The organism is Streptomyces sp. SID3212 (assembly GCF_009865405.1).
In the GTDB taxonomy this organism is placed as follows: domain Bacteria; phylum Actinomycetota; class Actinomycetes; order Streptomycetales; family Streptomycetaceae; genus Streptomyces.
Genome location: NZ_WWJY01000328.1, coordinates 1 through 20,358, shown reverse-complemented (window position 1 = coordinate 20,358; position 20,358 = coordinate 1). Strand labels below are relative to the sequence as shown.

The 20,358-nt window shown below is 71.9% G+C and carries 19 protein-coding genes; 4 read left to right on the top strand and 15 right to left on the bottom strand.

The features are described from left to right. The coding region (locus GT042_RS09810; protein WP_161308318.1) for an SDR family NAD(P)-dependent oxidoreductase at positions 1 to 754 on the top strand (754 nt) is incomplete at its 5' end. Between the two features lie 143 nt (positions 755 to 897). Here GT042_RS09810 and GT042_RS09805 read toward each other — a convergent pair. The 11 genes from GT042_RS09805 to GT042_RS09755 form a co-directional block, all read right to left on the bottom strand. Further along, a complete protein-coding gene (locus tag GT042_RS09805; protein ID WP_161308317.1) occupies positions 898 to 2,331 on the bottom strand; it encodes a ricin-type beta-trefoil lectin domain protein in 1,434 nt (477 codons plus the stop codon). 234 nt (positions 2,332 to 2,565) lie between these two features. Continuing rightward, positions 2,566 to 3,897 (bottom strand): SLC13 family permease, encoded by a 1,332-nt coding sequence (locus GT042_RS09800; RefSeq protein WP_345943726.1) that lies wholly within the window; start codon positions 3,895 to 3,897, stop codon positions 2,566 to 2,568. A 118-nt stretch (positions 3,898 to 4,015) separates the two neighbouring features. Then, a complete protein-coding gene (gene gatB, locus GT042_RS09795) occupies positions 4,016 to 5,524 on the bottom strand; it encodes an Asp-tRNA(Asn)/Glu-tRNA(Gln) amidotransferase subunit GatB (RefSeq protein ID WP_161308316.1) in 1,509 nt (502 codons plus the stop codon). 16 nt (positions 5,525 to 5,540) lie between these two features. After that, complete coding sequence (locus tag GT042_RS09790; RefSeq protein ID WP_161308315.1) at positions 5,541 to 5,783, bottom strand: hypothetical protein; 243 nt, start codon at positions 5,781 to 5,783, stop codon at positions 5,541 to 5,543. Then, entirely contained in the window at positions 5,780 to 7,309 is a 1,530-nt protein-coding gene (gene gatA, locus GT042_RS09785) for an Asp-tRNA(Asn)/Glu-tRNA(Gln) amidotransferase subunit GatA (protein ID WP_161308314.1), read from the bottom strand. Before gatA ends, GT042_RS09790 begins: the two co-directional genes overlap by 4 nt. A 6-nt stretch (positions 7,310 to 7,315) precedes the next feature. After that, positions 7,316 to 7,612, bottom strand: a complete 297-nt coding sequence (gene gatC / locus GT042_RS09780) for an Asp-tRNA(Asn)/Glu-tRNA(Gln) amidotransferase subunit GatC (RefSeq protein WP_150487524.1) — start codon at positions 7,610 to 7,612, stop codon at positions 7,316 to 7,318. A gap of 144 nt (positions 7,613 to 7,756) precedes the next feature. Continuing rightward, the gene (locus tag GT042_RS09775; protein WP_161308313.1) at positions 7,757 to 9,868 is read right to left on the bottom strand and encodes a bifunctional diguanylate cyclase/phosphodiesterase; all 2,112 of its coding nucleotides are present in this window, start codon (positions 9,866 to 9,868) and stop codon (positions 7,757 to 7,759) included. Positions 9,869 to 10,107: 239 nt separating this feature from the next. Then, the gene (gene ligA / locus GT042_RS09770; protein WP_161308312.1) at positions 10,108 to 12,396 is read right to left on the bottom strand and encodes an NAD-dependent DNA ligase LigA; all 2,289 of its coding nucleotides are present in this window, start codon (positions 12,394 to 12,396) and stop codon (positions 10,108 to 10,110) included. A gap of 21 nt (positions 12,397 to 12,417) precedes the next feature. After that, on the bottom strand, positions 12,418 to 13,428 hold the full coding sequence (locus GT042_RS09765) for a methionine synthase (RefSeq protein WP_161308311.1): 1,011 nt from the start codon (positions 13,426 to 13,428) through the stop codon (positions 12,418 to 12,420). Further along, on the bottom strand, positions 13,425 to 14,114 hold the full coding sequence (locus tag GT042_RS09760) for an SDR family oxidoreductase (RefSeq protein WP_161308310.1): 690 nt from the start codon (positions 14,112 to 14,114) through the stop codon (positions 13,425 to 13,427). The genes GT042_RS09765 and GT042_RS09760 overlap by 4 nt, the downstream gene beginning before the upstream one ends. A gap of 62 nt (positions 14,115 to 14,176) precedes the next feature. Further along, positions 14,177 to 14,716 carry a TIGR00730 family Rossman fold protein gene (locus GT042_RS09755; protein ID WP_161308309.1) on the bottom strand — a complete coding sequence of 180 codons (540 nt, stop codon included), beginning with the start codon at positions 14,714 to 14,716 and terminating at the stop codon, positions 14,177 to 14,179. 105 nt (positions 14,717 to 14,821) lie between these two features. Between GT042_RS09755 and GT042_RS09750 the strand changes: the two genes are divergently transcribed. After that, the gene (locus tag GT042_RS09750; RefSeq protein ID WP_161308308.1) at positions 14,822 to 15,151 is read left to right on the top strand and encodes a DUF427 domain-containing protein; all 330 of its coding nucleotides are present in this window, start codon (positions 14,822 to 14,824) and stop codon (positions 15,149 to 15,151) included. A 122-nt stretch (positions 15,152 to 15,273) separates the two neighbouring features. After that, positions 15,274 to 16,059 (top strand): alpha/beta hydrolase, encoded by a 786-nt coding sequence (locus GT042_RS09745; protein WP_161308307.1) that lies wholly within the window; start codon positions 15,274 to 15,276, stop codon positions 16,057 to 16,059. Between the two features lie 27 nt (positions 16,060 to 16,086). On the opposite strand, the gene GT042_RS38110 is transcribed toward GT042_RS09745, so the two are convergent. The 3 genes from GT042_RS38110 to mnmA are packed head-to-tail and all read right to left on the bottom strand — an operon-like array spanning position 16,087 to position 18,202. Further along, positions 16,087 to 16,317: a hypothetical protein gene (locus tag GT042_RS38110; protein ID WP_202532579.1), complete on the bottom strand. Its 231-nt coding sequence runs from the start codon at positions 16,315 to 16,317 to the stop codon at positions 16,087 to 16,089. Next, entirely contained in the window at positions 16,305 to 17,009 is a 705-nt protein-coding gene (locus tag GT042_RS09740) for an acetamidase/formamidase family protein (RefSeq protein ID WP_202532578.1), read from the bottom strand. The genes GT042_RS38110 and GT042_RS09740 overlap by 13 nt, the downstream gene beginning before the upstream one ends. Positions 17,010 to 17,068: 59 nt before the next feature. Further along, on the bottom strand, positions 17,069 to 18,202 hold the full coding sequence (mnmA, locus tag GT042_RS09735; RefSeq protein WP_161308306.1) for a tRNA 2-thiouridine(34) synthase MnmA: 1,134 nt from the start codon (positions 18,200 to 18,202) through the stop codon (positions 17,069 to 17,071). A gap of 61 nt (positions 18,203 to 18,263) precedes the next feature. Here mnmA and GT042_RS09730 point away from each other — a divergent pair, with 61 nt between their 5' ends. Continuing rightward, positions 18,264 to 18,983, top strand: coding sequence for an N-acetylmuramoyl-L-alanine amidase (locus tag GT042_RS09730; RefSeq protein WP_161308305.1), 720 nt, complete (start codon positions 18,264 to 18,266; stop codon positions 18,981 to 18,983). On the opposite strand, the gene GT042_RS09725 is transcribed toward GT042_RS09730, so the two are convergent. Next, positions 18,980 to 20,143, bottom strand: a complete 1,164-nt coding sequence (locus GT042_RS09725) for a cysteine desulfurase family protein (RefSeq protein WP_161308304.1) — start codon at positions 20,141 to 20,143, stop codon at positions 18,980 to 18,982. The genes GT042_RS09730 and GT042_RS09725 overlap by 4 nt on opposite strands. Positions 20,144 to 20,358: the final 215 nt, after the last annotated feature.

The following is a 20,358-nucleotide window of genomic DNA, read 5'->3' as shown; positions in this document are numbered from 1 at the left end:
CACCGGGGCCGTCCCCGGCGCCACGGTCCGCGCCGAGGTGCTCGACCTCGCCGACCTGTCCTCCGTCGCGGCCTTCGCCGCCCGGCTGACCGAGAGCGGCCGTCCGCTGGATCTGCTCATCAACAACGCCGGTGTGATGGCCATCCCCGAGCGCCGCACCACGAAGGACGGGTTCGAGCTGACCTTCGGCACCAACCACCTCGGCCACTTCGCGCTCACCGGACGCCTGCTGCCGCTGCTGCTCAAGGCGCCCGCGCCGAGGGTGGTGACGGTCAGCGCGGTGATCGCCGGGGCCCGGGCCTTCACCGGTGACCTGGAGGATCCGCAGAGCGTGAAGCGCTACCGGCCGATGAGTTCGTACGCCAGGTCCAAGCTCGCCAACATCCTCTTCGCGCAGGAGCTCCAGCGCCGCGCCGACGCGGCGGGTGTGCCCCTGACCAGCGTGGTCATCCACCCGGGCTCTGCCTTCACCGGGCTCCAGCAGCACGGCTCAGGACTCACCCGGCAGCTGTCGAAGTTGGCGCTCGGGCGGGTCATCGGCTCCAGTACGGAGGAGGCCGCGCTGCCCTCGCTGTACGCGGCGACCGCCCGGGACGTCACGCCGGGCGGCTACTACGAGCCGGGCGGCAGGCGCGGCGCGCCCGGGACCCCGCAGCCCGCCAAGCTGCCGGCGGCGGCGTCGGACGCCCGGCTGGCGGCGAGCCTGTGGACGGACTCGGAGGAACAGACCCACGTCTGCTACCGGTGGTCCTGACCCCGGGCCGCCGCGTGCCTGCCTCACCGGCCCCCGGACCCGCGCGTGGCCCCGGAGGGTGAGGTCACCCCGGGGCCACGCGGGTCCGGCTCGACCGACCGGGATCGGTGACCGGTCGTCAGTCGGGCAGGACGAACCGATCGTCAGGCGGGGAGGAGGAACTGCTGGTTGGTGCCGCCCGCGCAGGTCCAGATCTGGAGCCGCGCGCCGTTGGCCGTGGACTTGTCCGTGACGTCCAGGCACTTGCCGGACACGGGGTTCACCAGCGTGTTGCCGGTGCCCTTCTGCCACTGCTGGGCACCCGTGCCGTTGCAGTCGTACAACTGCGCCTTGGTGCCGTTCGCCGTCCCGGCCGCCGCGAGGTCGAGGCACTTGCCGAGCGCGCGGACCGTACCGTCCGTGGACACCGTCCACTGCTGGGCGGTGGAGCCGTTGCAGTCGTAGAGCTGTACGGCCGTGCCGTTGGCGTTGCTCGCCGCGTTCACGTCGACGCACTTGCCGCCGAGTCCGGTGATCTTACCGGTGGCGCCGGTGGGCGGCGGGGTCGTGCCGCCGCCGGGGCCCGTGACCCCGTTGAAGATGCTGGAGAACTGCCAGGCGCTCTGCGACGTGCCGCTGCACGTGTCGGAGAGGGTGCCGTTGCTCGCGCAGGCCTTGTCCCGGCCGAGCGCCCAGAAGGCCAGCTCCTGGATGCCCTTCGCCTTGGCGAAGGCCGCGAGGGTGTTCGCGTTGCCCGTGGAGAACACCTCGTCCGTGGTGTCGTTCACCCCGATCATCGGGGTGTTGCCCTCCATCGCCCACAGCTGCGCGTCCGTCTTGGTGGTCCAGATCCGGCCGAGCTGGGCGTGCAGCGCGGTGGCCGCGTCCGTGGCCGCCTTGCCCATGTCCATCGCCGGGCCGTAGTCCATCGTCATCAGGTTGACGAGGTTGACGGTGAGGTTGTTGTTCTTGGCGTTGGTCAGCAGGTCGAGCTGGTCCTGGGGCAGACCGGTGGGGTCGGTCGCCAGGGTGAACTGCACGTCCAGCTTCCTGCCCGCCGCCGCGTACTCCTGCTGGAGCTGGGCGACCGCCTTGTTGCGGCGGTCGTTGGCCGCGTCGTCGTCGATGACGCCGTCGCCCTCGATGTCGAAGTCGACCCGGGTCAGGTTGAGGCCGTCGATGACCCGCTTGTACTGGGTCTTGAGGGCGGCCACCGAGGAGCAGGCCTGTGCCAGCTCGGTGCCGGCGGCGCCGCCGAACGAGGCGATGACGTCGCCGCCCGCCGCGCGGTTGGCGTTGATCGCCGAGGTCCAGCCGGCATCGGTGATGGGGGTGTCCCCGTTGTACGTGGCGTTGCAGCCGCCGCCGTCGATGATGAAGGCGAGGGTGAAGTACTTGAGCCCGGTGGCGTTGCGGGCGTTGGCCATGGCCGACGGCGCGGCGTAGGTCTCGATGTAGGGCGCCGCGTACTGCGCGGGGAAGCCGGGGCCGGGGTTGGCCGCGGCGCTGGCGCCGCCTGCCGTGGCGACGACCGCGGTGGCGGCCAGGGCGAGGACGGCCGGGACGGCGGCCAGCGCTCTCGTACAGGATCGGAACACGGAAACTCCTGTCATGGACGCATCAATACACACGTGGGGGTGGAGCGCAGACAAGTACCGGAATGAGCGGATGGGGATCGGCCGTTGCGGTTCAGATGAAAGAACGGAGACCGTTCATGTGAACCGGCCGGTGTGGGAACGAGTAAAGGACTAGACCAACGATGCGTCAATGGCCTGCCCGCCGATCACATGACATGCAGACCTGGTTTTTGACGGCTGTTTACCCTCGCGGGCTCAACTCCCGAACGCGAGCAGTGACAGCCAGAGCCCGACCGTCGAGACCAGGAGCGTGGCGGGCACGGTCAGCAGCCCCAGCCGGGTGAACAGGCCCAACTCCGCCTCGGTGCGGTGCTCGTGGAGGATGCGCCGCCACAGCAGGGTCGCCAGGGAGCCGACGTACGTGAGGTTCGGACCGAGGTTCACGCCGATCAGCGCGGCCAGGACCGGCCCCGGCCCGGCGGGCCCGACGACCGGCAACAGGGCCAGGATCGCGGGGAGGTTGTTGATCAGGTTGGACAGTACGGCCGCGACGGCGGCGATCGCCAGCAGCGCGGCCAGTGAGGAGCCGTCCGGGAGCAGGTGCTCGATCCCGGTGTTGAGGCCGTTGTCCACGACGGCCTTGACCACCACGCCGAGGGCGAGGACGAAGAGGCAGAAGAGCGGCGAGGCGGCACGGACGAGACCGGGCAGGGTCGTACGGCGCTGTCCGAGGGCGCGGACGGCGAGGACGACGGCCCCGGCGAACGCCGCCCAGACCGGCTCGATCCCGGCGAACGAGGTGACCACGAACCCGGCGAGGGTCAGGCCGAGGACGACGAGGGTGAACACGGGGACGGGGGTGGTCTTCTCGCCTACCGGATCGGAGGCCGCGCCCGCGCCGGAGTCGGCGTCCGTATCCGCGCCCGTATCGGTGCCCGGATCGGTGCCCGCGTCCAGGTCCGCCGCGAAGAACCGGCGGAAGACCACATACTCCACCCCCACCGCCGCGATCCACGGCAGGGTCATCAGCAGCGCGAACCGGGTGAACGACAGCCCGCTCGCCGTGAGCGCCAGCAGATTGGTGAGGTTGGAGACCGGCAGCAACAGCGAGGCGGAGTTGGCGAGATGGGCGCACGCGTAGACGTGCGGCCGGGGCCGGGCACCGAGCCGGGCGGCTGTCGCGAACACCACCGGCGTGAGCAGGACGACCGTCGCGTCCAGGCTGAGGATCGCGGTGATGACGGCGGCCACGGCGAACACCCCGCCCAGCAGCCGCCGCGGCCGGCGCCCGCACACCCGCGCCACCAGCTCCCCCGCCGCCTTGAACAGCCCCTCGTCGGCACAGAGCTGGGCCAGGACGAGCACTGCCGCGAGGAAGCCGACCACCGGCAGCAGGCTGTGTGTCTGCTGCCACGCCTCGTGCGGCGATACGGCACCGACGGCGACGAGCAGCAGCGCCGCGGGTACGGCGGCGACCGCCTCCGGCCACCCGCGCGGGCGGACGACGGCGAACGCCAGCACGGCCAGCAGCAGCGCGACGGAAAGGGTTTCCGCGACGACGACGTTCAGAGCGCACTCCTGAAGCACCCGGCATGGGTCGGGGGTGGCGCACCCGTCAGGCGCGCCACCCCCGGTGGCATTACGTACGGCGAGGGGACCGGCCCGGGACATACGGCGCGAGGGTGGCCCCCGGCCGGACCGAGGATCAGCCCTGGACGCCCAGCCTCTCCAGGATCAGCTCGCGCACCCGCGCCGCGTCCGCCTGGCCGCGCGTGGCCTTCATGACCGCGCCGACCAGCGCGCCCGCCGCCGCGACCTTGCCCGCCCTGATCTTGTCGGCGATCGCCGCGTTGCCCGCGATCGCCTCGTCCACGGCCAGCCCCAGCGCGCCCTCGTCGGACACGACCTTGAGGCCGCGCTTCTCCACGACGGTGTCCGGGTCGCCCTCGCCGGCGAGGACGCCGTCCAGGACCTGCCGGGCCAGCTTGTCGTTGAGGTCGCCGGACACGACCAGCGCCGCCACCCGGGCCACCTGCTCCGGGGTGATGGGCAGCTCGTCCAGCGCACGGCCCGACTCGTTGGCGTTACGGGCCAGCTCGCCCATCCACCACTTGCGGGCCTGGTCGGACGGCGCGCCCGAGGCGATCGTGGCGACGATCGGCTCGATCGCGCCCGCGTTCAGCATCGACTGCATGTCGTGCTCGGTGACACCCCACTCCTCGCGGAGCCGGTTCCGCCGCGCGCGCGGCATCTCGGGCAGCTCGGCGCGCAGTTCCTCGACCCAGTCACGGGCGGGGGCGACGGGCACGAGGTCGGGCTCCGGGAAGTACCGGTAGTCCTCCGCGTTGTCCTTGATGCGGCCGGCCGTGGTGGACCCGTCCTCCTCGTGGAAGTGGCGGGTCTCCTGGACGACCGTGCCGCCCGAGTTCAGCACCGCGGCGTGGCGCTGGATCTCGTAGTGGGCGGCGCGCTCCACGCTCCGGAGCGAGTTGACGTTCTTCGTCTCGGAGCGGGTGCCGAACTCCTCGCGGCCGTGCGGGCGCAGCGACAGGTTCACGTCGCACCGCATCTGGCCCATCTCCATGCGCGCCTCGGAGACCCCGAGCGCCTTGATGAGTTCGCGCAGCTCGGCGACGTACGCCTTGGCGACCTCGGGGGCCCGGGCGCCCGCGCCCTCGATCGGCTTGGTGACGATCTCGATGAGCGGGATGCCGGCGCGGTTGTAGTCGAGCAGGGAGTGGGACGCGCCGTGGATACGGCCGGTGGCGCCACCGACGTGCAGCGACTTGCCGGTGTCCTCCTCCATGTGGGCGCGCTCGATCTGCACCCGGAAGATCTCGCCGTCGTCGAGCTGGACGTCCAGATGGCCGTTGAAGGCGATCGGCTCGTCGTACTGCGAGGTCTGGAAGTTCTTGGGCATGTCCGGATAGAAGTAGTTCTTCCGGGCGAAGCGGCACCACTCGGCGATCTCGCAGTTGAGCGCGAGGCCGATCTTGATCGCCGACTCGACCCCGATCGCGTTGACGACCGGGAGCGAGCCGGGCAGACCCAGACAGGTGGGGCAGGTCTGCGAGTTGGGGTCGGCCCCCAGCTCGGTCGAGCAGCCGCAGAACATCTTGGTCCTGGTGCCGAGTTCGACATGGACCTCCAGGCCCATGACGGGATCGTACGTAGCGAGGGCGTCCTCGTACGGCACGAGTTCAGTGACGGTCACGGTGAAACATTCCCTCTCAGCCCAGCAGGACGTCGTCGTCGCCCAGGCGCTTCAGCTCGCGGTACAGGATCGCCAGGCCGGTGACGATGGCCGCGGCGGAGATGGCGGCATCGACGAGGCGGAGCGTGTCCTGCTCGGTACGGGCCCTCTTGACCTGCTTGGCGACGCTGAGGGCGCTGAAGGCCGTGGTGGCCATGGACAGGTAGGTGCCGGACTTTGACTTCTTGAAGCCCTTGGCCTTGCTGATCGCGTTACTCATAGTGACGGTGCCTCCTCCAGCAGCGGATGCCCCCACCTTTCCACGAAGGCGGCCTCGACGGCGGCTCCGACCTTGTACAGCCGGTCGTCCTTCAGGGCGGGGGCGATGATCTGGAGCCCGACCGGCAGGCCGTCCTCCGGCGCGAGGCCGCAGGGCAGGGACATGGCCGCGTTGCCCGCCATGTTGGTCGGGATGGTGCACAGGTCCGCGAGGTACATCGCCATCGGGTCGTCGGCGCGCTCGCCGATCGGGAAGGCGGTGGTCGGGGTCGTCGGGGAGACGATCACGTCGACCTGCTCGAACGCCTTCTCGAAGTCGCGGGTGATGAGGGTGCGGACCTTCTGGGCCGAGCCGTAGTACGCGTCGTAGTAGCCGGAGCTGAGCGCGTACGTACCGAGGATGACGCGGCGCTTCACCTCGTCGCCGAAGCCCGCCTCGCGGGTCAGGGCGGTGACGTCCTCGGCCGACCGGGTGCCGTCGTCGCCGACCCGCAGGCCGTAGCGCATGGCGTCGAACCGGGCGAGGTTCGAGGAGCACTCGGACGGCGCGATCAGGTAGTACGCCGACAGCGCGAGGTCGAAGGACGGGCAGTCCAGCTCCACGACGGTGGCGCCGAGCTTGGTGAGCAGCTCCACCGCCTCTTCGAAGCGCTGGACGACCCCGGCCTGGTAGCCCTCGCCGGAGAACTGCTTGACGACGCCCACGCGCATCCCGGCGACCGACCCGTTGCGGGCCGCCTCGACCACCGAGGGGACCGGCGCGTCGATGGACGTGGAGTCCATCGGGTCGTGGCCGGCGATCACCTCGTGGAGCAGGGCCGCGTCCAGGACCGTACGGGCACAGGGGCCGCCCTGGTCCAGGGAGGACGAGAAGGCGACCATGCCGTACCGCGAGACCCCGCCGTAGGTCGGCTTGACGCCGACCGTGCCGGTGAGCGCGGCGGGCTGGCGGATCGAGCCGCCGGTGTCCGTGCCGATGGCCAGGGGTGCTTCGTACGAGGCCAGCGCGGCGGACGAGCCGCCGCCGGAGCCGCCGGGGACCCGGGTCAGGTCCCAGGGGTTGCCGGTGGGGCCGTACGCGCTGTTCTCCGTGGAGGACCCCATGGCGAACTCGTCCATGTTGGTCTTGCCCAGGATGACCACTCCGGCGGCCTTGAGGCGCTGGGTGACCGTCGCGTCGTAGGGCGGGATCCAGCCTTCGAGGATCTTGGAGCCGACGGTGGTCGGCACGCCCTCGGTGGTGAAGATGTCCTTGAGCGCGAGCGGGACCCCGGCGAGCGGGCCCAGCTCCTCGCCGGCCGCGCGCCGCGCGTCCACCGCGCGGGCCTGGGCGAGCGCGCCCTCCCGGTCGACGTGGAGGAAGGCGTGGACCTTCTCGTCCACGGCCTCGATCCTGGCGAGGTGCGCCTCGGTGACCTCGACGGCCGTGAGCTCGCCCGAGGCGATCTTCTCGGCGATCGCGGCCGCGGTGAGCCTGATGATGTCGGTCTTGATGGTCGTGCCGCCATCCGTGTTGCTGTCCGTCATGGCTGTTTAGTCCTCCCCCAGGATCTGCGGCACCTTGAAACGCTGCTGCTCCTGGGCCGGGGCGCCGGAGAGCGCCTGCGCGGGGGTGAGCGACGGACGGACCTCGTCCGCGCGCATGACGTTCGTCAGCGGCAGCGGATGGGAGGTCGGCGGGACGTCTTGGTCGGCGACCTCGGACACGCGGGCGACCGCGCCGATGATGTCGTCGAGCTGTCCGGCGAAGTGTTCGAGCTCTTCGGCCTTCAGCTCCAGACGCGCCAGCCGTGCGAGGTGAGCGACCTCCTCGCGCGTGATGCCAGGCATGCGGCGATCCTCAGGGGTGAGTGAGAGTGGTTTCGGCCCCAATCCTATGGGTCCGAGCCCCCTCCCCACGAAACGGTTCGCCGCTGGCCCGTCCGGGTGAGCGGCGGGGGCGCCTCCGGGCCGGTCGCGGGACGGCCTGATCCTTTACGGAACGGCCTGGCCGGACTGTTCGCGCCGCGCCGCCGCCGCCAGCTCCGCCGGGCGCTGCCAGCCGTGCTCGCTCCTCGCCCGCAGCCAGGCCGTGGCCTCGTGGGGCGGCATCGCGGCGGCCACCAGCCAGCCCTGTACGGCGTCGCAGCCCAGGTCCCGCAGCCGCTCCCACGTCTCGTCGTCCTCGACGCCCTCCGCGACGACCACCAGGCCCAGCGAGTGCGCCAGGTCGACCGTGCAGCGGACGATCTCCGCGTCCTCGTTGTCGACGGCGAGCCGGGCCACGAACGACCGGTCGATCTTCAGCTCGCTCACCGGGAGGCGCCGCAGGTGCACGAGCGAGGAGTACCCCGTACCGAAGTCGTCCAGGGACATCTTCACGCCGTGCCCGGTGAGGCCCGCGAGGGTGTCGGCGGCCCGCTGGGGGTCCTCCAGCAGGACGTGTTCCGTTATCTCCAGCTGGAGGGAGCCCGGCGGGACGCCGTGCCGGGCGAGGCGGGCGGCGACGGAACCGGCGAAGCCGGGGGTGTGGACGTCGCGCGGCGACACGTTGACGGCCACCGGGGTCATCAGGCCCTGGGCCCGCCAGCGGGCGACCTGCGCGAGGGCCGTGTCCAGGACGTACTCGGTCAGGTGGGGCATCAGCCCCGAGGACTCGGCGATGGCGATGAACTCGTCAGGGGGGACCCGGCCGCGCTCCGGGTGCACCCAGCGCACCAGCGCCTCCAGGCCGGCCACCTGGCCGTCGAAGCGGACCTTGGGCTGGTAGTGCAGCTCCACCTCGCCGGCGTCCAGGGCCCGGCGCAGATCGCCCAGCAGGCCCAGCCGGTCCGGGGTGTTGGAGTCCCGCTTGGACTCGTACACCTCGACGCCCGTACGGTCCCGCTTCGCCTGGTACATCGCGACGTCCGCGCGGCGCAGCAGCCCTTCCGCGTCGAGCGCGTGCTCGGGGTAGACGGCGACCCCGGCGCTGGCCTCCAGGACGAGCGTGAGGCCGTCCAGGTCCAGCGGCGAGGACAGTTCGGCGACCAGGTGGCGGGCGACGCGCTGGGCGCTGGTCGTGGAGTCGCACGTCGGGAGCAGGACGGCGAACTCGTCGCCCCCGAGCCTGGCCGCCTCCGCGCCCTGCGGCAGGGCGAGGCGCAGCCGGTCCGCTATCTGCAACAGCAGCCGGTCACCGGCGAGATGGCCCAGCGTGTCGTTGACCGAACGGAAGCGGTCGAGGTCTATCAGGACCAGCGCGGACCTGGCGCCCAGCGACTCGGCCTCCTCCAGCGCCGACCAGGTCCGCTCCAGCAGCCACTGGCGGTTGGGCAGGCCGGTGAGCGGGTCGCGCAGCTGCTCCTCGGCCCGCGCCCGGGCGATCCACAGCGTGGAGTCGAGGGCGATGAGCGGGATGGAGAAGAGCGGCAGGAGGACCGGCAGGGACACCGCGACCACGCAGATCAGCGGGGCGATGCCGAGCAGCGCCGCGGCGACCAGGCCCTGGCGCATCAGGGCCGTACGGGCGAGGTGGGGCAGGCCGCCGCCCTGCGGGGTGAGCGCGTACCAGAGCAGGACGCGCATGACGACGAGGTGGGCGCAGGCGGCCAGCACGATCTCGGCGACGCCGCCGATCCCCCAGTCGAGCGGCTGCCAGGGTTCGGCGACGGTCGGGACGTCCCCGAAGACGGCGAGGACCAGCGCGGCGGAGCCTATGCCCAGGATGTCGGCGGCGCCGTTCAGGACACCCTGGCGCCAGCGGTGGCGGCGGGCGACGCCGACCAGCACCACGACGGCCAGGCTGACCAGTCCGGCCGGCACCCAGCCGTACAGCAGCAGGACGGCGAGGGTCAGGGCCGCGCCGGAGCCCGTGCCGCCCCACCAGCGGTCACGGCCGAGCGCCACGAGGTGGCCGACGATGATGCCGGTGAGGACGGCCAGCGACCAGCCTTCGGTCCCGCCGGGGAAGAGCGCCCGGTCCTCCTGGACCGTGCGGACGATGCCGGTGGTCAGCACGACCACGGCGATTCCGACGACAGCGGCGGGGAATCTCTCCGTCATCCCCGCAAATGCCGCGAAACCGCGCGGGGGTGAGACCGGGGCGGCGCTCTCGGTCGGTTTCATTCCCGTCCCTCTCACAGCCGGCGGAGCCGATGCCACGCGATGGCACGTTGTCATGCCACCACGGCCGGCATCCCTCCACACGGCCGTGCACGACAGGCGCACGACTCAACAGTAGGCCGCCAAGTGCCCTGACGGGCAGCGCTCTACAGCTGTTGCCCGAATGCAACCCGCCCATCCGTATCCAACGGATTTGCGCCGAACGGGTGAGCTTGAGGCCCCGATCCGGCCCCGGGGGCCCGCTACTTCGCGGCGTCTGACGGGGGGTCCGCCTCGGCGGCCTGCTCAGGGGCCTGCTCAGGGCCCGTTCCGGCCGCGGTCGCCTCCGGTGCCCCGTCGGGGATCTCGGGGGTCACCGCGACCTCCGTGGCCGCCTCCGGGCCCTGTGCGAGCAGGATCCCGAACCCCGCCTCGTCCAGGACCGGCACCTTGAGCTGCATGGCCTTGTCGTACTTGGACCCGGGATTCTCGCCCGCCACCACAAAGGCCGTCTTCTTCGAGACGGCGCCGGCGACCTTCGCGCCGAGGGCCTGGAGCGCCTCTTTCGCGCCGTCACGTGTGTAGTTCTCCAGGGTGCCCGTGACCACGACCGTGAGGCCGGCCAGCGGCCTCGGGCCTTCGTCCTCGCCGCCGCCCTCGTCCTCCGTACGGACCCCCGCCGCCCGCCACTTGCGCAGGATCTCGCGGTGCCAGTCGACCTCGAACCACTCCTTGACGGAGGCGGCGATGGTCGGCCCGACACCCTCGACGGCCGCCAGCTCCTCCTGGGAGGCCTGCTCGATCCGGTCGAGGGAACGGAACACCCGGGCCAGCGCCTCGGAGGCGACCGGGCCGACATGACGGATCGACAGACCCGTGATGATCCGGGCCAGCGGGCGCTGCCTCGCCTCGGCGATGTGCTCCAGCATGGCCAGGGTGTTGGTCTTCGGCTCGCCCTTCTGGTTGGCGAAGACCGTGACGATCTTGTCCTCGCCGGTCTTCGCGTCCCGCTTGGGCAACCCGCTGTCCTGGTCCAGGACGTACGCCTTGATGGGCAGCAACTGCTCGACGGTGAGGTCGAAGAGGTCGCCCTCGTCCAGCAGCGGCGGGGTGGCGGGCTCCAGGGGCTTCGTCAGGGCGGCGGCGGCCACATACCCGAAGTTCTCGATGTCCAGGCTCTTGCGGCTGCCCAGGTAGAACAGCCGCTCGCGCAACTGGGCGGGGCAGGTGCGGGCGTTGGGGCAGCGGAGGTCGATGTCGCCCTCCTTCATCGCGCGCAGCGCCGTACCGCACTCGGGGCATTCGGCCGGCATCACGAACTCGTACGCGTCGTCAGGACGCAGGTCCACCACCGGGCCGAGGATCTCCGGGATGACGTCGCCCGCCTTGCGCAGGACCACCGTGTCGCCGATCCACACGCCCTTGGACTTCACGACCTCCTGGTTGTGCAGCGTGGCGAACTCCACCTCGGAGCCGGCGACCGTGACCGGCTCCACCTGCGCGTACGGCGTGACCCGTCCTGTACGCCCCACGCCCACACGGATGTTGAGCAGCTTGGTGTTGACCTCCTCCGGCGCGTACTTCCACGCGATCGCCCAGCGCGGGGCGCGCGAGGTGGAGCCGAGGCGCCCCTGGAGGGAGATCTCGTCGAGCTTGACGACCACTCCGTCGATCTCGTGCTCCACGGAGTGGCGTCTCTCACCGAAGGTGGTGATGAACTCCCGCACCCCGTCCAGGCCGTCGACCACCCGGTTGTGCCGGGCCGTGGGCAGGCCCCACTCCCGCAGCAGTTCGTAGGCGTGCGAGAGGCGGTCGATGTCGAAGCCCTCGCGCGCGCCGATGCCGTGCACGACCATGTGCAGCGGGCGGGTGGCGGTGATCTTGGGGTCCTTCTGGCGCAGCGAACCCGCCGCCGCGTTACGGGGGTTGGCGAAGGGCTTGTCACCGGCCTCCACCAGCCGCGCGTTCAGGTCCTGGAACGCCTCCATCGGGAAGTAGACCTCGCCGCGGATCTCGACCAGGGCGGGGATCCGGTCCCCGGCGAGCCGGTGCGGGATCTCCTGGATCGTCCGGACGTTGGGCGTGATGTCCTCGCCCGTGCGCCCGTCGCCGCGGGTGGCGGCGCGGGTCAGCCTGCCGTGCTCGTAGGTGAGGTTGACCGCGAGGCCGTCCACCTTGAGCTCGCAGAGGAAGTGGTAGTCCGTCGTGCCGACGTCCTTGGCGACGCGGTCGGCCCAGGCGGCCAGCTCCTCGTCGTCGAACGCGTTGTCCAGGGACAGCATCCGCTCGCGGTGCTGGACGGCCGTGAACTCCGTTTCGTACGCCCCCGAGACCTTCTGGGTGGGCGAGTCCGGCGTCCGCAGCTCGGGATACTCCTCCTCCAGCCCCTCCAGGGTGCGCAGCAGCCGGTCGAAGTCGGCGTCGCTGACGACCGGCTGGTCCTTCACGTAGTACCGGAAGCGGTGCTCCTCGATCTGCTCAGCGAGCTGCGCGTGCTGGTCGCGCGCCTGCGCGGGCACCGTTGCGGGCTGTGCGTGCTTTTCGCCGGCCACCGTCTTGTCCTCCCGTTACCGTTACTCTGGGTTGTCCGCGAGTGATCTCGCCGCCCGGACGCAGTGGGCGAGCGCCTCCCGTGCGTACGCGGGAGAGGCCCCCGCGAGACCGCACGACGGGGTGATCACCAAGGACTCGGCGAGAGTCCCCGGATTCAGCCCCAGCCTGCGCCACAGCGTCCTGACACCCATGACGCTACCGGCAGGGTCTGACAATGGGGTGTCGGTACCCGGCACGACCCCGGCGAAGAGTTTGGTGCCCGCCTCCACCGCCTCGCCGATGGTGTCCTCGTCACGCTCCGTGAGGAGTCCGAAGTCGAAGGAGACACCTGCCACGCCGGCCCGGCGCAGCAGGGCGAAAGGCACGTCGGGCGCACACGAGTGCACGACCACCGCCCCCTCGTCGACCCCGGCGACCTGCCGGAGCGCGTCCTCGACCAGCTGCCGGTCCGCCGCGCGGTGCGTGCGGTAGCCGCTGGCCGACCGGATGTGACCGCGCAGGACCGCCGTGAGGGACGGCTCGTCGAGCTGGAGGACGACCCGCGCTCCCGGAACGCGGCGGCGTACGTCCGCGAGGTGCGCGGTGAGCCCCTCGACCAGGGACGCCGTGAGGTCCCGGCAGGCGCCGGGGTCGCTGAGCGCCGACTCGCCGTTGCGCAGCTCCAGGGAGGCGGCCAGCGTCCACGGTCCGACTGCCTGGACCTTGAGGGCGCCCTCGTACCCCTGGGTGAACTCCTCCAGCGCGTCGAGGTCCTCCCCCAGCCAGGACCGGGCCCGCTTGGTGTCCCGCCCCGGGCGGTCGCCGATGCGCCACCCGCTGGGCTCCACGCGCGCGTAGACCTCGGCGAGCAGGCCGACCGTACGGCCGATCATGTCGGCGCCGGGGCCCCGGGCGGGCAGTTCGGGCAGGTACGGGAAGTCCTCGAAGGTCCCGGTGACCTGACGGGCCGTCTCCCGCGCGTCCCCGCCGGGCATGGACCCGACGCCGGTGGCGGGGCCCCACGGGACCCCGGGGGGCGTGTCGTCGCTCATCGGCCCGGCCTGATGGTCATGTCGTGGATCTCCGCGTCACGCGGCAGGTCGAGCGCCGTGAGGAACGCCGTCGCCACCGACTCCGGGTCGATCACCTTGGACGCGTCGTACTCCTTGCCCTCGTGCTGGTGGATCTTGACCTGCATCGGCGTCGCCGTACGCCCCGGGTAGACGGACGTCACCCGGACCCCGTTCGGCTGCTCCTCCTCGCGCAGCGCGTCGGCGAGCGCCTTGAGCCCGTGCTTCGACGCGGCGTACGCGGCCCACTCGGCGTTCGCCCGCAGCCCGGACCCCGAGTTGACGAAGATCACCTGCCCCTTGGCGGCCCGCAGCTGGGGCAGGAAGAGGCGGGTCAGTTCGGCCGGGGCGATCAGGTTCACGTTGAGCTGGTGGTGCCACCCCTTGGGCGAGAAGTCGCCGACGGGACCGAGGTCGACCACCCCGGCGAAGTGCAGCAGCGAGTCCAGGCGGTCCGGCAGGACCTGGTGGGACATGGCCCACGCGAGCCGGTCGGGGACGGCGAGATCGCCGACAAGGGCGCGGGAGCCGGGATAGAGGGCGGTGAGTTCCTTGCCCCGGCCCGCGTCGCGGGCGATCAGCAGCAGGTCGTCGCCGCGCTCGTGGAGGCGGCGGGCGACCACCGCTCCTATGCCGGAGCCGGCCCCGGTGATCAGATGTGTAGCCATGGGGTCATCGTCGCATCACGGGAACACCGCGCCGCACCCACGCGCCCGCCTCCTCCTCCGGCTCACTGCACCCCGAGCGATTCCTCCAGGTACGCGAGCGCCCCGACGCCGTCCTCGGCGAAGAAGACCAGGTCGAGCAGGGGTACGGGGAGGAAGCCGTCCTCGTCCATCCGCTGGAGCTGCTGCTTGAGCCCGTCGTAGAAGCCCGCCGTGTTGAGGAGCACCACCGGCTTGTTGTGCAGGGCGTGCTTCTTGAGCTCCAGGATCTCCGCCGCCTCGTCCAGGGTGCCCAGCCCGCCGACCATGACGACGATCGCGTCGGCCTTCGCCAGGAGCAGCGCCTTCCGCTCCGCGAGGTCCCCGGCGACGACCATCTCGTCGGCCGTCGCCCTCGCCGAGGCCGCCAGGAAGGCGACGGACACGCCGACCAGCCGGCCGCCGGCCTTCTCCACCCCGTCGGCGACGACCCCCATCAGCCCCCGGTCCGAGCCGCCCCACACCAGCGTGTGGCCGCCCTTGCCGATCAGTTCGGCGAATTCGCGGGCGGGGCGGGTGTAGCGCTCGTCGAGGTCGGCGGCGGAGAGGAAGACACAGATGTTCATCCGACCACCGTAAAGGTCGGGGTGTCGGGAAGACCACGCGGTGGTCCGGTGCTGAAAAGTGTGGGGCGGGTCCACCCGCCGTACATCCCGAAGGGACGGACGATCATGGCCGCAGGGCACACCATCACCATCGAGCAGGGCACCACCCACGTACGCGTCGTCCGCGACGGGCAGGTGCTCGCCGAGAGCCGCCGCCCGCTGCTCCTGCACGAGACGGGCCTGCCGGTCCGTTACTACATCCCGCCGGAGGACGTCAGGACCGAGTTGCTGACCTCGTCCGACACCAGCACCCACTGCCCGTGGAAGGGCGACGCCTCGTACTGGTCGCTGCCGGACGCCCCCGACCTGGTCTGGGGGTACGAGGAGCCGAAGGAGGAAGTCGCGCGGATCAAGGGGCACTTCTGCTTCTACGACACCGAGGTCCTCGCGGCCTGAGCGCGGACCGCCCGGGGGTGTCGGGGCGTCAGGCCGCAGAGGCATCAGGGGCGTAAGGCGCCGGGAAAAGAATTTCCGCCCCCGACCGATGAGTTGCGCCGGCCCCGCCGGTCTCCCCCGGTATGAACATTGCGTGCAAGGCGAAGTCGGGGGACGGCACTCTCATCGCGTACCGGCGGACGGGCGGCGGACCGCCCCTGATCCTGGTGAGCGGCACCCTCGGCACCGCCGAGACGGAGACCCGGCTCGCCGAGCTGCTCGCGCCGCGCTTCGAGGTGTTCGTGTACGACCGCCGGGGGCGCGGCGCGAGCGGTGACACCCGCCCGTACGAGGTGCGGCGCGAGATCGAGGATCTGGCGAGCCTGATCGGGGAGGCGGGCGGCAGCTCTTCCGTGTACGGCATGTCGGCGGGGGCGATCCTCGTCCTGGAGGCGGCGGCGGCCGGGCTCCCGATCACGCAGTTCGCGCTGTACGAGCCCCCGTACCCCACCGACACGTCGGTCCTGCCCGGCCGCAAGGCGTTCACCGAGCGGCTGACCGACCTGCTGGCCCAGGGGCGGCGGGACGGCGCGGTGGAGCTGTTCCTGGCGATGGTGGGCACCCCGCACGACCTGATCGCGGGGATGCGCCGGTCGGCCGTCTGGCCGGGACTGCGGGCGATCGCGCACACCCTGGCGTACGACAACGCCCTGGTGGGCCTGGAACCGGTCCCCCTGGACCGGCTGGCGACGATCGGGACCCGGGGGATGGTGGTGGACGGCGGAGCCAGTACGAGAGCGTTACGCACGGCCGCGAAGGCAGTGGCCTCGGCCCTGCCTCGCGGCCGTCACCGCACCCTGACGGGTCAGACGCACGAAGTGGCGCCGCATGTGCTGGCGCCGGTGCTGACGGACTTCTTCACGGCGTGACGCCCCTCCCCCGCCCCGCGCGCCGGCTCAGCGCACCGCGCCCGTCGGCAGCAGCGCGTGCACGCCCCACACCTGGTTGGCGACCTGCGTGACCCGCAGGTCGACCGTCGTACTCGCGAGCGCCAGCGCGGTCGCGCGGTCCAGCCCGAAGAGCGAGCCCATCCACGTCAGCATGGCGTCCAGGGCCTGCGCCGACGCCTCGTTCAGGTCCGCGTCGAAGCCGAAGGTGATCCGGCCCGCCGGAGTCACCGCGTGCACGTCGGCACCGGCGGCGCCGCCTCCACGTCCAGCGTCAGCCGGGTGGTCATGCCGCACTCCACCGCCGTACCGGACACCTCGCCGTCCCCCTGGACCGCGTGGCCGTCCCCGACGCACAGCAGCGCGTCGTCCACGGTGACCGGCAGGAACAGCGTGGATCCCGCGACCAGCTCCCGGCAGTCGATGTTGCCGCCGCCCGCCACCCGGGGCGGCACGGTCGGATGCTCGCCCGGCTCCACGGGCGGCAGGCCGATGACGCCGAGGAAGGGCGCCAGCGACACCGTGTGCCCGTACTGGTCCGTTCCCGTACCCGCGTCGGCGTCCAGCTCCCACAGCAGCCAGGACGGCTCGGTGTCCGCGAGCCCGAGCCGCAGGTTGAGCGGGGTGTCCGCGGCGGCGGCCACGGTCCAGCCCCACGGATCGGGGCGCAGGGACTCCACGTGGACCGCGAGCGCCGTCCCGGGACGGGCGCCGCGCACGGCTATGGGCCCGGCGAGGCAGTGCCCCGGCCGGCCGCCGAACATCTTCGGGCGCGGCTCCCCCGGGGTGCGCTGCCGCTCCAGGTGACCCGACGCGTCCAGGGAGTGGACCATCACGGTGTCCCCCGGGTCGACGGTCAGCACCGGGGGCAGGTCGCGCGAGAAGACGTTGGTGACCGTGCCGGGCACGGAGTCGAGCCGGTGTTCGGCCACGGTCGGTAAGCCCTTCTTCAAGACGTTTTAAGACGCCGACAGGACGCCGACTCTTTCTGTCAGCCCGCCAGCGCGTCGGTACGGCGCCGCTCGGTCGTCGCGATGGTCGCCGAACCCACCACGCGTGTGCCGTCGTAGAGCACGATCGCCTGCCCCGGGGCCACGCCCCGGACCGGCGCGTCGAACGTGACGCGCAGGACGCCGTCGGACAGTTCCGCCTCGACCGGTGTCTCGTCGCCGTGGGCGCGGAGCTGCGCGGTGTACGTGCCCCGCCCCTCCGGAGCCGTACCGCCGCACCAGCGGGGCTTGATCGCGGTCAGGGCGGTGACGTCCAGCGCGGCGGCCGGACCGACCGTGACGGTGTTGTCCACCGGCGAGATGTCCAGGACGTAGCGGGGCTTGCCGTCGGCGGCCGGGTGGCCGATCCGCAGGCCCTTGCGCTGGCCGATGGTGAAGCCGAACGCGCCCTCGTGGCTGCCGATCCTGGCGCCGGACTCATCCACGATGTCGCCCTCGGCCTTGCCGAGGCGCTTCGCCAGGAAGCCCTGGGTGTCGCCGTCCGCGATGAAGCAGATGTCGTGGCTGTCGGGCTTCTTCGCCACGGCCAGGCCCCTGCGCTCGGCCTCCGCGCGGATCTCGTCCTTCGTGGTGAGGGTGTCGCCCAGCGGGAACATCGCGTGGGCGAGCTGGCGCTCGTCCAGGACCCCGAGGACGTACGACTGGTCCTTGGCCATGTCGCTCGCGCGGTGGAGCTCGCGCGCGCCGCCGGGGCCGGTGACGACCGTCGCGTAGTGGCCGGTGCAGACCGCGTCGAAGCCGAGGGCCAGGGCCTTGTCCAACAGCGCCGCGAACTTGATCTTCTCGTTGCAGCGCAGGCACGGGTTGGGCGTACGGCCCGCCTCGTACTCGGCCACGAAGTCGTCCACGACGTCCTCGCGGAAACGTTCCGCGAGGTCCCACACGTAGAACGGGATGCCGATCACGTCGGCCGCGCGGCGGGCGTCGCGGGAGTCCTCGATCGTGCAACAGCCCCGCGCGCCCGTGCGGAACGACTGCGGGTTCGCGGAGAGCGCCAGGTGGACGCCGGTCACGTCGTGTCCCGCCTCGGCGGCGCGCGCGGCGGCGACGGCGGAGTCCACACCGCCGGACATGGCGGCGAGCACGCGGAGGGGACGCTGGGTTGTCTGAGTCATAGCCTCACCAGAGTACGTGGACCGGGGAACCACAGTCGCGTGAGTATGCGTTGACGATCACATGGGCGAGAAAAAGGGCAGCCGGCGTGCGGGCGGGACCGGCGAGGGCGGCGGCAGACCCGGGCGGCGGGCGGTGCTGATCGGGGGCGCGGCCGCGGTGCTGGGCGCGGGCGTCCTGGCGCGGGACAGGCTGGCGCCGTACTGGTGGCGGGTGCCGGGCATCGAGAAGCCGCGCAAGGAGGGCGAGCTGGACTACGCGGCGGCGGAGTGGGTCGCGGCGTCCTCGGCGAACTGGCGGCGGGCGGACCGCCCGGACGACTACCGGGTGGACCGGGTGGTGATCCATGTCGTCCAGGGCAGTTACGCGACGGCGCTGAAGGTCTTCCGGGATCCGGGGCACGCCGCCGCCGCGCACTACGTGGTGCGCAAGGACGGTCATGTGGCGCAGATGATCCGCGAGCTGGACGTGGGGTTCCACGCGGGGAACCGCTCGTACAACGAACGGTCCATAGGCATCGAGCACGAAGGGTTCGTGGACGACAGGAGTTCGTTCACGGCGGCGATGTACCGCTCGTCGGCGAGGCTGACGGCGGGGATATGCGAGCGGTACGGGATACCGGTGGACCGTGAGCACATCATCGGACACGTGGAGGTCCCGGGGACGGACCACACGGACCCGGGCCCGCACTGGGACTGGGGCCGGTACTTGAAGCTGGTACGGGAGGCGAGGGACGCCCCTCCATCCCCCACGCCGACCCCGGCGGGCACCCGGAAGACTTAACTGAGGCCGGCGCTCCTGGCCCGCTCGACCGCCGGGCCGATCGCCGCCGCGACCGCCTCGACGTCCTCGCGGGTCGACGTGTGGCCGAGCGAGAAGCGCAGGGTGCCGCGCGCCAGGTCGGGATCGGAGCCGGTGGCCAGCAGGACGTGGCTGGGCTGGGCGATCCCCGCCGTGCACGCGGAGCCCGTCGAGCAGGCGATGCCCTGGGCGTCGAGCAGGAGGAGCAGCGAGTCGCCCTCGCACCCGGGGAAGCTGAAGTGCGCGTTGGCGGGCAGCCGGTCGACGGGGTCGCCGCCGAGGACCGCGTCGGGGACGGACTTCCGTACCGCGTCGACCAGTTCGTCCCGCAGGGCGCCGATCTCCCGGGCGAAGTCCGCGCGCCCCTCGGCGGCGAGCCGCCCCGCGACGGCGAAGGCGGCGATCGCCGGCACGTCGAGGGTCCCCGACCGCACATGGCGTTCCTGACCGCCGCCGTGCAGCACGGGCACGGGGGTGTACTCCCGGCCCAGCAGGAGCGCGCCGATGCCGTACGGGCCCCCGATCTTGTGTCCGGAGACGGTCATCGCGGCGAGCCCCGACGCGCCGAAGTCCACGTCGGTCTGGCCGAAGGCCTGGACGGCGTCGGAGTGCAGGGGGATGCCGAACTCCGCGGCGATCTCCGCCAGTTCGGATACGTCGGTGAGCGTGCCGATCTCGTTGTTGGCCCACATGACGGTGGCGAGCGCCACGTCGTCGGGGTCGCGCTCGATCGCCTCGCGCAGCGTCTCGGGGCGGACCCTGCCGTACGCGTCGACGGGCAGGTACTCGACGGTCGCGCCCTCGTGCGTGCCGAGCCAGTCGACGGCGTCGAGGACGGCGTGGTGTTCCACGGGGCTGGCGAGCACGCGCGTCCTGGCCGGGTCCGCGTCTCTGCGGGCCCAGAACAGCCCCTTCACGGCGAGGTTGTCGGCCTCGGTGCCGCCCGAGGTGAAGACCACCTCGCTGGGCCGCGCGCCCAGAGCCTCCGCGAGCGCCTCCCGGGCCTCCTCGACGGTACGGCGGGCCCGGCGGCCGGGGGCGTGGAGCGAGGACGCGTTGCCGACGAGGCCGAGCTGGGCGGTCATCGCGTCGATGGCCTCCGGCAGCATGGGGGTGGTCGCGGCGTGGTCGAGGTAAGCCATGATGTCCCCGATTCTACGAGGCGCTACCGCGGGGTGGTGCGGGGGTGTTGGTTGCGGTTGCGCCCGGGGCGGGGGCGCGGCTTACTGATTTGTCCTCAATCGCCGGACGGGCTTGATTGTGCCGCTGCGGCCCGGTGGCCTGAGTGCGGGCCGGTTGCCGGGGGCCGGGCAGGGGTCGTGTCCTGCACTGCATGTTTTACGTCGCGTTCGGGACC

Coding starts and splice junctions, on each gene's coding strand:
- GT042_RS09790 (WP_161308315.1), bottom strand. CDS start 5,783: ATGAGTAACGCGATCAGCAAGGCCAAGGGCTTCAAGAAGTCAAAGTCC.
- gatA (WP_161308314.1), bottom strand. CDS start 7,309: ATGACGGACAGCAACACGGATGGCGGCACGACCATCAAGACCGACATC.
- gatC (WP_150487524.1), bottom strand. CDS start 7,612: ATGCCTGGCATCACGCGCGAGGAGGTCGCTCACCTCGCACGGCTGGCG.
- GT042_RS09775 (WP_161308313.1), bottom strand. CDS start 9,868: ATGAAACCGACCGAGAGCGCCGCCCCGGTCTCACCCCCGCGCGGTTTC.
- GT042_RS09765 (WP_161308311.1), bottom strand. CDS start 13,428: ATGAGCGACGACACGCCCCCCGGGGTCCCGTGGGGCCCCGCCACCGGC.
- GT042_RS09760 (WP_161308310.1), bottom strand. CDS start 14,114: ATGGCTACACATCTGATCACCGGGGCCGGCTCCGGCATAGGAGCGGTG.
- GT042_RS09755 (WP_161308309.1), bottom strand. CDS start 14,716: ATGAACATCTGTGTCTTCCTCTCCGCCGCCGACCTCGACGAGCGCTAC.
- GT042_RS09750 (WP_161308308.1), top strand. CDS start 14,822: ATGGCCGCAGGGCACACCATCACCATCGAGCAGGGCACCACCCACGTA.
- GT042_RS09745 (WP_161308307.1), top strand. CDS start 15,274: ATGAACATTGCGTGCAAGGCGAAGTCGGGGGACGGCACTCTCATCGCG.
- mnmA (WP_161308306.1), bottom strand. CDS start 18,202: ATGACTCAGACAACCCAGCGTCCCCTCCGCGTGCTCGCCGCCATGTCC.
- GT042_RS09730 (WP_161308305.1), top strand. CDS start 18,264: ATGGGCGAGAAAAAGGGCAGCCGGCGTGCGGGCGGGACCGGCGAGGGC.
- GT042_RS09725 (WP_161308304.1), bottom strand. CDS start 20,143: ATGGCTTACCTCGACCACGCCGCGACCACCCCCATGCTGCCGGAGGCC.